Raw genomic sequence first — 16197 nt, forward strand, 5'->3', positions numbered from 1 at the left:
AATTCTGGAACAACTGCCGCACGGTGTCGTAGGTGGCGTTGGCGATGTTGAGCGACTGCAGGCCGAGCTGCTGCTGCGTCTGTAACGCCCGCAGCCTGCTCGACTCCTCCTCCATGTCGGCATCGACAAGCCGGCCGATGCCGGCAGTGATGTTGTCGTGCAGTTTCGTGGCGAAGTCGTTCTGCAGGTTGATGCGCTTTTCCAGCGCACCAAAGGCCGAACCGACCGTCGTCAGCTGCGTCAGCGCGGCATCGACAACGCTGATCATCTGGCCGATCTGGCCCTGCGTCGTGCTTGATGTCACCGAGATCACCACCTGCCCGGTGGTGGTGCCGTTCTTGCTCGTCATCAGCACGTAATTTTGCGCAGCACCGAGTTCGGTGGCGAAATAGGCCGATGTCAGCACCCCGTATTCGCCGGAACCAGTGGCACGGTCGTCGATCAGGTAGCGCGCGTCCTTGGAGGTCGTCGCTCCCACCGGCGTATTGTCGATATGGTAGCTCAGCATGCCGATCGAGATCGTGCCGTCGGCGTTGCGGATGAACGAGGCCGGGATCTGGCGCGGCTGCGTCGGCGTCGCATCGTTGGTGAGGACCACCCAGTTGTCGCTGTTGAAGGTCGCCGATTCCGAAACGCTGCGCAGTTGCTCCTGCAGCTGTTTGATCTCTTCGTTGATCTTGTTCTTGTCGATGCCGTCTTCGGTAGCGGCAACCAGCTTTGCCTTGATTTCGGAGACGACGTCGATGACGCTCTGAACGCCGGTATAGGCCGTTCCCATCGTCGCTGCGGCCATGCCAAGCGCATCCTGGATCGCCGAAACCGCTTTGTTGTCGGTCCGCGCGGTGGTGGCGATCGACCAATAGACGGCGTTGTCGCTGGCTTTTTCGACACGCATACCCGTCGTGATGTGGTTTTGCGTGACCGTCATGTTCCGATTGATATCGCGCAGCACATAAAGCGCCGCATCCACGGAGACGCGCTGATAAATACTCACGGGACTAAACTCCAAAACACAACAGACGCAAACTGAACTAAAAATGAACCGTGCCGCACGGACATTCATGTCCGGGGTCGCTGAAACTCCAGCGCATCGCAGCCTTCAAGAAACGAAGAAGACCAGTCGGTTACTGGTCACAATCATTGCCGTTGATGCTTAACAAACGACTAAACTTCAGAAGTAATTTATCTTATTTCACAAGGTATCATACACCATAAGAAACGCCGCAGGAGGAGATTCGGCGGCGTTTTCAAAATTGGATGAAAACCTTATTCGGCGGCCTGCAACTGCTCGTCATCGGGTGCGGCGCGCGGCCGTGTGGCGACCGACATCTCTTCGTGCAGGCGCGCTTCCTCGTGGGCGTGCGGCTTGGCGAAGCGGGCAAGCAGCAGATAGGCAACCGGCGTGATGAACAGCGTCACCAGCGTCGCGAAACCGAGACCGCCGACGATCACCCAGCCGAGCGCAATGCGTGCTTCGGCGCCGGCGCCATGGGCAAAGACCAACGGCACGCCGCCGAGGATGGTGGCGATCATCGTCATCATCACAGGACGAAGGCGCAGCGCACAGGCCTTCTCGATAGAGGACCGCACGTCCTCGCCCCGGTCGCGCAGCTGATTGGCGAATTCGACGATCAGGATACCGTTCTTCGCCATGACGCCGACGAGCAGCACCAGGCCGATCTGGCTGTAGATGTTGAGGCTGGAGCCGGTGATAACAAGTGCGAAGACGGCGCAGGCAAGACCAAGCGGCACCGTCGACATGATGATCAGTGAGGACAGCACGCTTTCGAACTGCGCGGCCAGCACCAGGAAGATGATGACAATGGCGAAGCCGAAGGTCAGCGCCATGCCGCTCGAATTCTCCTCGAGCGTCGCCGCCTCGGCGAGCGGCAACAGGCGGGAGCCTGGCGGCAGCAGCGGCTCGGCGAGCGCAGTCACTTGGGTGACGGCATCGCCGAGCGACATGCCGTTCCTGAGGCCGGCGGTGATCGCGACGGAGGCGAGCTGCTGCTCGCGGTTGAGCTGCGGCGCGACCGAACCTTCCTTCATCGTGGCGATGACCGACATCGGTACGATCTTGCCGTCGCCGGTCTTCAGGAACACGTTCTCAAGATCGGTCGGATCGTCGATCGGCCGCGTCGTCGAGGTCAGAAGCACGGGATAGGATTCGCCGTCGACGAAGACGTCGACCACCGATCGCCCTTCGAGCAGCGATTGGATTGCCGTCGAGAGCCCGGTTATGTCGATGCCGAGATCCGAGGCGCGCTCGCGATCGATCGCCACCGATACCTGCGCCTGGCTGGGCTCGTTGGTCAGGCGCGGCGTATCATACTGGCCGGTGGCCTCGAGCGACTGAACCAGCTTGGCGGCCGCCGCCGTCAGCGCCTCGTGATCATTGCCGATCAGCGCCATCTGCAGACCACTGCCGGCGCCGCGGATGCGAAGGCTGTTCGAGGAAATAGCATTGCCGCGCAGGGCCGGCACCCTGGCGGCTACCTGGTTGATATCGCCGACGATTTCCGTCTGCGTCCTGTCACGCTCTCCCCAGGGGGCGAGCGTCAGCACCATGAAGCCGCTGTTCAGCGAACCGCCCTGCCCGGAGATCGAGAAGATATTGCGGATGTCGCCGCTGTCGACCAGCGGCTGCAGATATTCTTCGACGAGTTGCATCTTGTCGCGGGTATATTCGAGGCTCGATCCCTGCGGCGTCGTCAGCCGCATCATCACCAGCGACCGGTCCTCTTCGGGCGTCAGCTCGCTCTTCACCGTCGAGAAAGCGACGAGTGCCGCGCCGGCAAAGATCACCGAGAACAGGATGACGATGAAGGGCGCGTTGAGACAGCCGTGCAGCGCCCATTTGTAGAGATCGGCGAGCGCCCCGCCGAAGCGGCCGAGCATGCCGTGATCTTCGAGCATCGGTTTGGTCAGCATGCGCGAGGCGAGCATCGGACACAGCGTCAGCGCCACGATCGACGACAGCCCGACCGAGAAGGCGAGCACGAAGCCGAATTCGCGGAAGAGGCCACCGACCTGTCCCGGCAGGAAGGAGAGCGGAATGAACACCGCGGCCAGCGTCGCCGTCGTGGCGATGACGGCGAAGAACACCTCGCGCGTTCCGAGCACGGCAGCAGCGCGCGGCCCCATGCCTTCGGAGCGCCGGCGTACGATATTTTCGAGCACCACGATCGCATCGTCAACGACGAGGCCGGTCGCCAGCACGATCGCCAGCAGCGTCAGGATGTTGATCGAGAAGCCGACCATGTAGATCGCCGCCAGCGTGCCGATCAGCGCCACCGGCATGCTGACAGCCGGGATCAGCGTCGCCCGCCAGTCGCGCAGGAAGAGGTAGATGACGGCGGTGACGATGACGGCGGCAAGCACCAGCGCCAGCACCACTTCGTGGATCGCACCTTGGATGAAGACGGCATCGTCGCTGGTGACGGCGATCGTCGTGCCCTCGGGCAGCGTCTTCGACATCTGATCGACGGCCGCCTTGATGCCGGTCGAGATGTTCAGCGTATTCGATTGCGCCTGGCGGATGATGCCGAGGCCGATGCCCGGTTTGCCGTTGGAGCGCAGCGCCGTTTCGCCGTCGCGTGGTCCAAGCATCACCGTCGCGACGTCGCCGAGCCTGACGCGATCCTGCAGGATGACGTTGGAAAAATCCGCCGGCGTCTGCAGGTTGGCGGTGGCGCGCACCACGATATCCTGCGTATTGCTCTTCAGCGAGCCGGCCGGTACATCGAGTGCGGCATTGTCGAGCGCCTTCGTCAGGTCGCCGATGGTCAGCCCGCGGCTGGCAAGAGCCCCCTGGTCGACATCGACGCGGAAGACCTTCTCCTGGTCGCCATATTCCTCGACGTCGGCAACGCCGTCGACGGAGGCGAGGCGATCGATCACCTCGTTTTCGACGAGCTGTGTCAGATCGTCCATGTTGAGATTGGTGGAGGTAACGGCAAGGCGCATGATCGCCGAGGAATCCGAATCCGCCTTGACGATCTGCGGTGCATCCGCCTCATCCGGCAGGTTCTGGGTAATGCGGCCGATCGCGTCGCGCACGTCATTGGCGGCGACCGAGAGATCGATCGCATCCGAGAATTCCAGCGTCACCCGGCTCTGGCCGAAGGACGAGGTCGACGAAATCGATTTGAGGCCGCTGACGCGCGCGACCGCCCCCTCGATCACCTTGGTCAGTTCCTGGTCGATCGTCTGCGGCGATGCGCCGTCGAAGGTGGTGCGCACGGTAACGACGGGACGGTCGACATCGGGCAGTTCGCGCACCTCGACGCCGACATAGGCGGCAAGGCCGGCAACGACCATCAGCGTGTTGAACACCAGAGCCAGGATCGGCCGGCGAACGAAAAGTGCGGTGAAGCTCTGCTTGCCTGACGCCCTGTCCTGATGAATCTCGGTCACGTTCATTGGGTGGCGACCTCCGCAGTCGCGGCGACATCGGCGCTCACGCGCACCGCCCCACCCTCGCGCACGCGCTGCAGGCCCTGTGTCACGATCACGTCGCCGTCCTTGAGATCGGCTTTGACGAGCACGAAATCCGGGTTGCGCTGCACGATGCTGACCCGCACCTTATGCGACTTGTCGTCGTTGACCTGCCAGACGAAGGAGCCCTGCGAATCCCACTGCACTGAGACCGGGTCGACAGCCGGATATTTGTCGCCAGGAAATTTCATGCTGACACTGAAGGACATGCCGGCACGCAGCTCATCGGAACCGTTGTCGATCCGGGCGCGCAGACGCAGCGTGCGGCTTGCCGCGTCGATGCGGTTGTCGACGGCTTCGACCACGCCTGAAAACACCTGCCCCGGCCTTGCCACAGACATCGCCTCGACCGGCTGGCCGACCGACACCGTATTGGCGAAGCGCTCCGGCACCCAGTAGTCGACGAGGATTTCCGAACGGTCATCGAGCGTGACGATCGGGATGCTCGTCGTGACGTTGTCGCCGATATTGACCGGCACGATGCCGACGATGCCGTCGATCGGCGCGGTGATGTTGCGCCGGGCGAGATTGAGCTCGGCGGCCTGCAGCTGCAGCCGCGCGCCCTGCTCGGCGATCTCCGAATCGAACACGTCCATGCGTGACACGCTGGACTTGATGTTGTGATAGAGATTGGACTTCTCGACGGCGGCCTTGACCGCCACATCAGCCTGGCCGCGGGCGATCACCTGCTCCTCGCTGTCGAGCTTGGCGAGCACCTGGCCGGCCTTCACCCTGTCGCCCGACTTGATGAGGATTTCGCGGATCGTGCCCGATGCCTGCGGCGTGACCGCGACCGAACGGATCGCATCACCCGTGCCGATGGCGTTCAGCCGGTCGTTGACGATACCCTGGACGACCGCCTGCGTCGCGACAAGAATGGTGTTGTTGCGCCCGCCGCCATTACGGCGGTTCCCCTGTCCCTGCCCCTCGCCACGCTGCTGGCCTTGCGCCCGGGCCGGAGCGTCGGCACCGGCAGTCTCCTCGGCCTTCGGCGCGATCTTGGAAACGATGCTGTCTGGAATGCCTGCATCGCGCATCGTATCACCAGCGCCGGGCACGAAGAAAACCCACGCGGCAAAGCCGGCAATAATGACGATCAGCGACAGTACAAACTGCTTCCAAAAGGCCATTCACGTCTCCGGAGGGACTCGAGGTTGGACCAGGGTCGGTCGAAAGAGGCGCTGCGGGATCGAGATTCCCGTCTGATGCGACAATATCGCGCGTTTACAGCTTACCGGCAAGCATAAGCAGCCGGCATTACCGATTTGTAATATCAGCAAAGAATGGAAATAACCCGGCCGCTCACTTTTGCTTGAATGAACACTGGCCCGTGTCTTTGATCCCGCCGATTGTCGGGCAAGATACCGTACAAAATCCCTGAAGATGCGGGTTGGATGTCTATCGGCGCATCGACCACCGCACACCCATCACAGCCGCAATCCCCAGTATCGGCCACACCGCCCAGAACTGCCCCGTCCAGGTGAAGAGGTTGATGCCGGCAAGGCCGAGTGCCAGGATCGCCAGCAAGGTGATCTTGCGGTTGAACCGGGTCTGGTCGCGGTTCCAGGCGAGCGCCGCGACGACGGCAAGCGCGAGCACCGGAAAACGCGCCCAGAAAACGCCCTGCCACGACAGGAGGTTGATACCGATCAGGACGGCGGCGATGATGCCGAGCACGCCATACAGCCTGCGTCCGCCCGGTGCTGGGGTTGTCTCGGCCTTAGCGGCCGCCATAACCGGCGCCGGCTGCGGCCGCGCGGGGCCGGATCGTTCTGCAGGTGGCGTCTCGTCCCTGGCATCGCCGATCTTCACCGCGTAGCTCGGCACGCCTTCATCGACATTCTTCACCATCAGCGGTCCGAGAAACTCGAAACCAACAGCCACCTTGTTGCGGACCTGGTCATAGACGGTGCTCGATATCACGATACCGCCTGCCGCAGCCGAGGTCTGGAGCCGCGCCGCAATATTGACGCCGTCGCCATAGATGTCGTCGCCCTCGACGATCACGTCGCCGAGATTGATGCCGATGCGGAAGAGCATGCGACCGTCGGCCGGGCGGCGGGCGTTGAAACCCGCGAGTTCGTTTTGGGTGTCGACGGCCGCGCGCACCGCCTCGACCACGCTCGGGAAATCGGCGATCAGCCCGTCGCCCCAGGTATTGATGACGCGGCCACCATGGCTTTCGATCAGGCGCCCCATCGCCTCCCGACAGCGCTTCAAGCTTGCAAGCGTCCCCTCCTCGTCAGCCCCCATCAGCCGCGTATAGTCCTGCACGTCAGCACAGAAGATCGTCGTCAGCTTGCGCCGCGTTTCACTCATGGTCTCTCGTCTCCGCGCTATCCGCCCCGGGAAAGGTCGCTGCAAAGGCTGAAACTGGTCGATTGGAGATTATGGGCTATTGCAGCGGCGGTAAGTTACTAAGCCTTTGTGTTCGTTACCACCGATAATTGCTGATCGTCGACCCGCCTTTTCCGGGCATGAGAGGCGGCGTGGACGATTCAGCTTCCTTCATTCGCCCAGTCGTCGACCTTCAAAGGCTCCGAAACGCGAGCAAAAGCCTTGTCGCGCGTGACGAGGGTTGCGGCAGTAGCAACGGCATGAGCGGCAATCATCATATCGAGGGGCGCCAGAGTCACCCCTTTGGCTTCACAGGCAGCGCGCAGGTCGCCATAAGTTCGCGTAACATCGTGATCCCAAGGGAGAACATCGACCCGGAGCAGGAATTGGCGGATCCGTTCCGACAGCACCTTCGGATAGCCTCGCTTGGCAAGACCGTAGAACAGCTCCCCTTCGGTGATCGATGAGATGACGATGTCTTCCATCGGAAGCGTGGCCAACCTTTCGATGATCTCCGGCCGATCGCCCTTGATGACATGGCTCACCATATTGGTATCGAGCATCCAGGCCGTCATTCCTTCCAGCCCTCGAATGGATCACGATCATGCGAAGGCTGGCGGCGGTCGACTGGCCCCAGGAAATCGTCCGGAACCTGATCCTTGCCATAAAGTTCAAAGAGACCATCCCACGAATCCGGCTTGCGTGACAGAATGACATCGCCGGTCTTCGGATCACGACGGACGAACACCTCGCTCTCCTCGAAGCGGAACTCCGCAGGGAGCCTGACTGCCTGGCTGCGGCCGGTCGTAAAAATCTTGGCTGTTCTCGTTGCCATGATGGCCTCCGCATTGCGATAGCTATCATGATATATACCGATAGCCAGCGGTGAACAAGAAGCCCGGCACCTCAAGAAAAGAGCTGGATCACTGAACGATCTTGCGCGGGCTCGCCGCGTGTTCTCTTGCCACCGTGCTGGAACTGTCGATTTCCTGAAGCAACACGTCATAGCCCCAGAGATCGGCGAGATGCTGCAGGACGAGTTTCGTGTCATTGTCCTGAAGATAGCAGCCATTCATGACGATGTGCTGCAGCAACAGCCGGCGGTCGCCGGCGAGGTCGACATCGACGATATCGATTGCCGGATCGGTCCAGCCGATATCGTATTCGCGGGAGAGCTGGCGGCGGATGCGCAGGTATCCGCGCTCATTATGAATCGCCGAAACCAGTACCCCCTCGGTCTGTTCCGGATCGTCGTAGAGATGGAACAACCGCAACTGCCGGATCAGGTTCGGGCTCAGGAACTGGCTGATGAAGCTCTCGTCCCGGTAATTGGCCCAGATGTCGCGCAGGACCGCCATCGCATCGCCTCGTCCGGCGATATCGGGAAACCATGCGCGGTCCTCTTCCGTCGGCGTCGTGACGATCCTCTCGATGTCCTGCATCATCGCAAAGCCAAGCGCATAGGGATTGAAGCCCGAGAACCGCCGGTCGTCATAGCTCGGCTGGAACACGACGTTGGCGTGCGACTTCAGGAATTCGAGGAAGTTTCCGTCGCTGATCTGCCCCCGCTCGTGAAGGCGGGTCATGATCTGGTAGTGGACAAAGGTGGCGGTTCCCTCGTTCATCACCTTGGTCTGCCGCTGGGGATGGAAATATTGTGCGACGTGGCGGACGATGCGAAGGATCTCGCGCTGCCACGGCTGCAGCCGCGGTGCCGACTTTTCAAGAAAATAAAGAATGTTGTCCTGCGGAAGCCCGAGGGCGGCGCGGCGCTTTTCCAAGCCGATGTCACCCGCCTTTCGGGCCTTACCGACGGGAACCGTGCGCCACAGATCGTTGAACATCTGCTCCTCGTGGGCGCGGCGCTCCTGCTGCCGCTTTTCCTCCTGGCGAAGATCGATCGTGGTCTTGCCCGCGTATCGATGCACCCCGTGCGACATCAGCGCATGGGCTGCGTCGAGCGTGCGCTCGACAGCCGTCTCGCCGTAACGTTCCTCACAGCGGGTGATATAGCCCTTGGCGAAATCGAGGTAATCGAGGATGCCCTCCGCATCGGTCCAGAGCTTGAAGAGATAGTTGTTCTTGAAGAAATGGTTGTGGCCGAAGGCCGCATGCGCGGTGACGAGCGTCTGCATCGTCGCCGTGTTTTCCTCCATCAGGTAGGAGATGCAGGGAGAGCTGTTGATGACGATCTCATAGGCGAGGTCGCGCATCCCGCGGCGGTAGAAGGTTTCGTGATGCGCAAAGTGTTTACCGAAGGACCAATGGCGGTAGAAGAGCGGCATGCCGGTCGAGGAATAGGCATCGAGCATCTGCTCCGAGGTGATGACTTCGATCTGGTTCGGATAGACGTCGAGGCCGAGTTCGCCGAGCGCGATCTCCTCGCAGGCGTCGTGGATGCGCTGGAGCGTTGCAAAATCCCAGTCGGCCCCCTCGAATAATAGCCGCTCTCGTGGCCTCATCGTCATGGTCATGGCGTCACCTTCGACTGTGCGTCACGTTTCTGGAAGAGATCGTGGAAAACAGGGAATATTTCGTTTCGCCGGCAGACCTTGCGCATCGAAAGCGGCTGCAGCTCGGAACGGATCCCGTCATAGAGCATCCAAAGCGGCGAGCGGGATACCGAGGAGTCACCGCCTTCTTCGCCCACCTCGATGTAAGCGAAATACTGGCACAGTGGCAAAATCTCGCGCAGCAGCTGTCCGCTCAAGTTCCCGTCCGAATGGGCGTTGTCGCCGTCAGAGGCCTGGGCGCCATAGATATTCCATTCCGCCGGATCGAAACGCGCCGCGATGATCGCCCGCATTGCCGCTAGCGCACTGGAAACCAGCGTGCCGCCCGTTGCCGGGCCATAGAAGAAGGTTTCCTCGTCGACTTCCTCCGCCTTGTCTGTGTGACGGATGAAGACGATCTCCACTTTCTTGTAGCGCTTCGACAGGAAAAGGTAGAGCAGCAGATAGAACCGCTTCGCCAGATCCTTCATGTGTTCCGACATGGAACCGGAGACGTCCATCAAGCAAAACATCACGGCCTTCGCCACAGGCTTCGGCTCGTTTTCGAAGCGGCGATACCGCACGTCCAGGGGATCGATATAGGGAATGCGCCGGCTTTTTTCCGTCAGGGATTTGAGTTTTGCCTCAAGCGCCAGCCGGCTCTCGTCGTCCTCGCACTCCTCGATCTGCCGCTGCAGGGCTTCGATTTCTTCGCGGCGGGGACGGTGAAGCGCGACACGGCGCATCATCGCGAGCCTGGTCGTGCGACCGACGGCGATGTTGGACGGCGATCCCGACACGGAATAACCGGCACGGAACGGAGTTTCCTCCTCGGTTTCGGCCAGGCGCCGCTTGGCAAGGTCGGGCAGTTCCAGATCGTCCAGGAACACATCGAGGAATTCCTCGCGCGTCAGCACGAAGCGGAAGCCGTCCTCGCCGTCGCCCTCACCCGCATCCTTGGGTTTTCCGCCCCTGCTCCCCGGCGGGCGCGGAAGAATGTCGCCTTCGACGAAGGCCCTGTTTCCAGGCAGGATATGGTCGCGGATGCCGCCGTCGCCCCTTCTCAAGTTCGGCTCGGCCATTCCATCGATCGGCAGGCTGATTTCCCCGCCGTCGAGCACATCGCGAATGTTCCGGTTTTGCAGAGAACGCTTTACCGCCTGCTGCACGGCGCCTTTCATGCGCCGAAGAAACCGTTGCCGATTTTCCAGACTTTTACCGCGCGGATTTAGCCGACGGTCGACAATGTGCATATTGGCTCCACATTAACTTGCCTGTTTGACGCGCATGTACCATTCGACGAGGCGCCGAACCTGCCTCTCCGTGTAACCCCGCGCGGCCATGCGCGAGACGAATTCGCTGTGCTTCTTTTCCGTTTCGGAATCCTTCTTCGATCCGAAGGAAATGACCGGCAAAAGATCTTCGACCTGCGAGAACATTCGCTTTTCGATGACTTCCCGGATTTTCTCGTAGCTCGTCCATGACGGATTCTTTCCGCCGTTGGCTGCCCGCGATCTCAAGCAGAACTTGACGATTTCGTTGCGGAAATCCTTCGGATTGGCGATTCCCGCCGGCTTTTCGATTTTCGTCAGTTCCTGGTTGAGGAGCTCGCGATCGAGAAGCTGGCCGGTATCGGGATCCTTGAAGTCCACGTCTTCGATCCAGGCATCGGCATAATCCACATAGCGGTCGAACAGATTCTGTCCGTAATCCGCATAGGACTCAAGATAGGCCTTCTGGATTTCATTTCCAATGAACTCTGCGTAACGCGGCGCAAGATCGGCCTTGATGAATTCCAGATATCGCTTCTCGACATCGTCGGAAAACTGCTCGCGGCGGATCGACTGCTCCAGCACATACATCAGATGAACGGGATCGGCGCCTATATCCGTGGTGTCGTGATTGAAAGTGGAGGCGAGCACCTTGAAGGCGAAGCGGGTCGATATGCCGTCCATGCCCTCGTCGATGCCGGCGGCATCCCGGTATTCCTGGACACTGCGGGCGCGCGGATCCGTCTCCTTCAGGCTTTCGCCGTCATAGGTACGCATCTTCGAGAAGTATGTCGAATTCTCATGCTTGCGCAGGCGTGAAAGCACGGAGAAGCGGGCCAGCATTTCGAGCGTTGCCGGAGCGCATGGCGCATCGGCGAGTTCTGATCCCTCGATCAGCTTCTCGTAGATCTTCTGCTCTTCCGTCACGCGCAGGCAATAGGGCACCTTGATCACGCAGATACGGTCAATGAACGCTTCGTTGTTCTTGTTGGCCTTGAAGGTCTGCCATTCCGCCTCGTTCGAATGCGCAAGGACGATGCCGGAGAAGGGTATGGCGCCGATATTCTCGGAGCCGATATAGTTCCCTTCCTGCGTCGCCGTCAGCAGCGGATGCAGCATCTTGATCGGCGCCTTGAACATCTCGACGAATTCGAGCACGCCCTGATTGGCGCGGTTGAGGCCGCCCGAATAGCTGTAGGCATCGGGATCGTTCTGGGAATAGGTCTCCAGCTTGCGTATATCGACCTTGCCGACCAAGGACGAGATATCCTGATTGTTCTCGTCTCCAGGCTCGGTCTTGGCGATGGCGATCTGGCGCAACCGCGAAGGCTGTACTCTGACGACGCGGAAGCGGGAAATATCGCCTCCGAAATCGTCGAGCCGCTTCAGGCACCACGGGCTCATCAATCCGCTCAGGCGCCGCAGCGGAATGCCGTATTGCTCCTGCAGGAGCGATCCCATCGTGTCCGGGTCGAAGAGGTTGAGCGGACTTTCGAAAACCGGGCTGATCTCGTCACCGGCCTTCAGCACGTAGATCGGATAAACCTCCATCAGCAGTTTCAGCCGCTCCGCCAGCGATGATTTGCCGCCGCCGACCGGGCCGAGCAGATAGAGGATTTGCTTGCGCTCCTCGAGCCCCTGCGCTGCGTGCCGGAAGAAGGAAACGATGCGTTCGATTGTCTCTTCCATGCCGTGGAAGCCAGCAAAGGCCGGATAGATCCGGATGGTCCGGTTCATGAAGATCCGGCCGAGGCGCGCGTCCCTGGCGGTATCGACCATCTGCGGCTCGCCTATCGCGGCGAGCAACCGCTCGGTCGCATTGGCGTAGGCAAGCGGTTCCTTTTTGCAAAGATCGAGATACTCCGAGATCGACATATCGGTCTCGCGACGCGCATCATAGCTGCGGGTGAACGCATCAAATACGGATTCGCTCAGCATGGGCCCTCCATCAAGGTTAATGCCACAGGCTCTAGGTCGTCATACCAAAGGAGATGGCCACGACATTCCTAAGAATCAATAGTTTCGCAGGTATATTCCACGCTCACCGGCTGTTTCTGGCAATGCACAAAAACGTGCATGCACCGGTTATTTTTTTACTCCACGAAACTGTTTCTTATTATAGTTGAGAAAAGGGCTATTGCGATATCAGCACATTTCGCGACGTGACAGAAAGATGAAAAGGGTGTGCAATGCCGCCCGTGATTCGAGCACTGGAAAAATCGACGATTGGCGGCCAATCTGCGCAAAGTCGATGCAGGACAGCGTGTGCCGATCCGCTTCAGACATGATTGAAACGGACGCGTCGCGACGATTCGCCCCTTATCGCGACTCATCCGCCTACCGGCGCGACTCAGCTGTTGAATGCCTTCTCCAGCGCGGCGACATCGATCTTGACCATGCCGAGCATCACTTCGGTTACGCGCCTGGCCCGCTCGCGGTCGCTGTCGGCGATCATCTCCGACAGCATGCGCGGCACGATCTGCCAGGAAAGGCCCCAGCGGTCCTTCAGCCAGCCGCAGGCCTCCGGCGTGCCGCCATTGGCGAGAAATGCCTCCCATATCCAATCGATCTCGGCTTGGCTTTCCAGGAGAATCGCGATCGAGAAAGAATGGTTGAAGCTATCGAGCGGGCCGGCCTTCATGGCCAGGAAGGCCTGGTCGGCGAGCGTGAACTCGATCAGCTCGACGCTGCCGGGAGGCCCGCTCGGCGTTTCCGCCGGCAATATGGTCGTACGGCCGATCCTGGAGTCCGGGATGACAGACACATAGAATTCGACGGCTTCGCGCGCTTCCTCGGCGAACCAGAGATTTGAAACGACCTTCGGCATGAAACGGCCTCCTTGTTGACGGGGGTTGATCCGGACTGCTGTCCGATGACCCAAGGACGCCCCACCGGCGCCGGTTCCGACACGCCACGATCCGATTTTTTTGCCCCGCTTGCCCCGCATGGCGACCACAGCCGCGCTCGGCGGCGGCCTTGCCGCCCGCAACATACCGCTTGGAATAGCGTCGGCTCGGGAATGAAAGCAGAACATCTTTTCTGGTCTTTCCTTCCCGAATCACTACATTACGCGCCATGAGCAATAGTTTCGACGATATGCCCTTCTTCGACGAAGAGCCGGGCGAGATGGCGCGCAAGCCGCAGCCACCTGCCGCACCCGCCGAAAGGGCGCCCGCCGCCGGTGGCGGCATCGCCGCCCGCGCCATGGCGGCTCGCGACGGCGGCAAGCGGCCGGATTATCTCGCCGGGCTTAACCCCGAGCAGACCGAAGCCGTCGAAACGCTGGAAGGCCCCGTCCTCGTGCTCGCCGGCGCCGGCACCGGCAAGACCCGCGTGCTGACGACCCGCATTGCGCATATCCTCAACACCGGCCGCGCCTTCCCCTCGCAGATCCTCGCCGTCACCTTCACCAACAAGGCTGCCCGCGAGATGAAGGAGCGCATCGCCTTGCTCGTCGGCGGCGCCGTCGAAGGCATGCCCTGGCTCGGCACCTTCCACTCGATCGGCGTCAAACTTCTGCGCCGCCACGGCGAGCTCGTCGGCCTGCGCTCCGATTTCACCATTCTCGATACCGACGACGTCGTTCGTCTGATCAAGCAGATCATCCAGGCCGAAGGCCTCGACGACAAGCGCTGGCCGGCCAAGCAGTTCGCCGGGATGATCGACACCTGGAAGAACAAGGGTCTCGGCCCTGCCGATATCCCCGAGGGCGACGCCCGCGCCTTTGCCAATGGCCGCGGCCGCGATCTCTATTTCGCCTATCAGGCGCGCCTGACGACGCTGAACGCCTGCGATTTCGGCGACCTGCTGATGCATCCGATCGCGATCTTCCGCAAGAACCCGGATCTCTTGAAGGAATATCACGGTCGCTTCCGCTATATCCTCGTCGACGAGTACCAGGACACCAACACTGCTCAATATATGTGGCTCAGGCTTCTCGCCCAACGCCCCAAGGGCGAGCCACAGAACGTCTGCTGCGTCGGCGACGACGATCAGTCGATCTATGGCTGGCGCGGCGCGGAGGTCGACAATATCCTGCGCTTCGAAAAGGATTTCCCCGGTGCCAAGGTCATCAAGCTCGAGCGCAACTACCGCTCGACCGAACATATCCTCGGGGCCGCCGCCCATCTGATCGCCCATAATGAGGGCCGCCTCGGCAAGACGCTGTTCACCGACCGCTCCGATCCCGACGACGCCAAGGTGCAGGTCCACGCTTCCTGGGATTCGGAGGAGGAAGCCCGGGCCATCGGCGAGGAGATCGAGCAGCTCCAGCGCGGCAAGCATCTCTTGAACGACATGGCGATCCTCGTGCGCGCCTCCTTCCAGATGCGCGAATTCGAAGACCGCTTCGTCACCCTCGGCCTCAACTATCGCGTCATCGGCGGCCCGCGCTTCTACGAGCGCCTCGAGATCCGCGATGCCATGGCCTATTTCCGCCTCGTGGCGCAGCCGGCCGACGACCTCGCTTTCGAGCGCATCGTCAACACCCCGAAGCGCGGCCTCGGCGATACGACAGTGCGCGCGCTGCACGACTATGCGCGTGCCCGCGATATCCCGATGCTTGCGGCAGCCGCCGACATCATCGAGACGGACGAGCTGAAGCCGAAGGCGCGAAAGGCGCTCTTCGATGTGATTCAATCTTTCCGCCGATGGCAGGAACTGCTTGAAAACACGCCGCATACCGAACTTGCCGAGCAGATCCTCGAAGAGTCCGGCTATACCGACATGTGGAAGAACGACAAGAACGCCGAAGCCCCCGGCCGCCTCGAAAACCTCAAGGAACTCATCCGCTCGATGGAAAGCTTCGAGTCGATGCGCGGCTTCCTCGAACACGTCTCCCTGGTCATGGATGCCGAGACCAACGAGAACCTCGACGCCGTCTCGATCATGACGCTGCACTCGGCCAAGGGCCTGGAATTCGACACCGTCTTCCTGCCCGGCTGGGAGGAAGGCCTCTTCCCGCACCAGCGCTCGCTGGATGAGAGCGGCCGCGCCGGCCTGGAGGAGGAACGCCGCCTCGCCTATGTCGGCATCACCCGCGCCAAGCACCGCTGCCACATCTGGTTCGTCTCCAACCGCCGCATCCATGGCCTCTGGCAATCGACCCTGCCCTCACGTTTCCTCGATGAACTGCCGGAAACCCATGTCGAGGTCGCCGAAATGGAACAGAGCTACGGCGGGTATGGCCGCGGCGGCTACGGTCAGTCCCGCTTCGACAAGGCCGAACCCTTCGCCAACTCCTATTCCACTCCCGGCTGGAAACGCGCCCAGGCCAACAAGACCGACGCTACACGCGACAATTGGGGCACCCGCTCCGGCCACGCCGTCGAACGCATCGGCTATGGCGAAAGCGGCCCGAAGGGGCGCACGATCGAAGGCGAACTGGTGGCGAAATCGACCTCGTCGGAACCATCGAGATTCACCCTCGGCGATCGCGTGTTCCACCTGAAATTCGGCAACGGCAACATCACTGGCATCGAAGGCAACAAGCTGACAATCGAGTTCGACCGGGCCGGACAGAAGCGCGTGCTGGACGGGTTCGTCGAGCGCGTGTGACCTCAGAGCAATTCCAGGAAAAGTGTGAAGCGGTTTTCCGCCCG

General features: G+C 61.1%; 11 protein-coding genes. 1 reads left to right on the plus strand and 10 read right to left on the minus strand.

What is annotated here, in order from left to right; all coding sequences use genetic code 11:
• The 10 genes from OLZ32_RS16805 to OLZ32_RS16850 form a co-directional block, all read right to left on the minus strand.
• Positions 1–994: flagellin N-terminal helical domain-containing protein (locus OLZ32_RS16805; RefSeq protein WP_264421853.1), on the minus strand; the 994-nt coding region annotated here is incomplete at its 3' end.
• Positions 995–1266: 272 nt separating this feature from the next.
• On the minus strand, positions 1267–4422 hold the full coding sequence (locus tag OLZ32_RS16810) for an efflux RND transporter permease subunit (protein WP_264399138.1): 3156 nt from the start codon (positions 4420–4422) through the stop codon (positions 1267–1269).
• The gene (locus OLZ32_RS16815; protein ID WP_003541342.1) at positions 4419–5627 is read right to left on the minus strand and encodes an efflux RND transporter periplasmic adaptor subunit; all 1209 of its coding nucleotides are present in this window, start codon (positions 5625–5627) and stop codon (positions 4419–4421) included. Before OLZ32_RS16815 ends, OLZ32_RS16810 begins: the two co-directional genes overlap by 4 nt.
• 268 nt (positions 5628–5895) lie before the next feature.
• Positions 5896–6816: an adenylate/guanylate cyclase domain-containing protein gene (locus OLZ32_RS16820; RefSeq protein WP_264399137.1), complete on the minus strand. Its 921-nt coding sequence runs from the start codon at positions 6814–6816 to the stop codon at positions 5896–5898.
• A gap of 179 nt (positions 6817–6995) precedes the next feature.
• On the minus strand, positions 6996–7409 hold the full coding sequence (locus OLZ32_RS16825; protein ID WP_003541344.1) for a type II toxin-antitoxin system VapC family toxin: 414 nt from the start codon (positions 7407–7409) through the stop codon (positions 6996–6998).
• Positions 7406–7669, minus strand: coding sequence for an antitoxin (locus tag OLZ32_RS16830; protein ID WP_003541345.1), 264 nt, complete (start codon positions 7667–7669; stop codon positions 7406–7408). The genes OLZ32_RS16825 and OLZ32_RS16830 overlap by 4 nt, the downstream gene beginning before the upstream one ends.
• 88 nt (positions 7670–7757) lie before the next feature.
• The gene (locus OLZ32_RS16835) at positions 7758–9308 is read right to left on the minus strand and encodes a SpoVR family protein (protein WP_222285953.1); all 1551 of its coding nucleotides are present in this window, start codon (positions 9306–9308) and stop codon (positions 7758–7760) included.
• The gene (locus OLZ32_RS16840; protein ID WP_003541349.1) at positions 9305–10579 is read right to left on the minus strand and encodes a YeaH/YhbH family protein; all 1275 of its coding nucleotides are present in this window, start codon (positions 10577–10579) and stop codon (positions 9305–9307) included. Before OLZ32_RS16840 ends, OLZ32_RS16835 begins: the two co-directional genes overlap by 4 nt.
• A 12-nt stretch (positions 10580–10591) precedes the next feature.
• Positions 10592–12535: a PrkA family serine protein kinase gene (locus OLZ32_RS16845; protein ID WP_264399136.1), complete on the minus strand. Its 1944-nt coding sequence runs from the start codon at positions 12533–12535 to the stop codon at positions 10592–10594.
• 412 nt (positions 12536–12947) lie between these two features.
• A complete protein-coding gene (locus OLZ32_RS16850; RefSeq protein WP_003541351.1) occupies positions 12948–13424 on the minus strand; it encodes a VOC family protein in 477 nt (158 codons plus the stop codon).
• A 248-nt stretch (positions 13425–13672) separates the two neighbouring features.
• On the opposite strand from OLZ32_RS16850, the gene OLZ32_RS16855 reads away from it, so the two are divergent.
• Positions 13673–16153, plus strand: coding sequence for an ATP-dependent helicase (locus OLZ32_RS16855; protein WP_264399135.1), 2481 nt, complete (start codon positions 13673–13675; stop codon positions 16151–16153).
• Positions 16154–16197 lie beyond the last annotated feature (44 nt).

The organism is Rhizobium acaciae, assembly GCF_025941625.1.
Lineage (GTDB): Bacteria > Pseudomonadota > Alphaproteobacteria > Rhizobiales > Rhizobiaceae > Rhizobium > Rhizobium acaciae.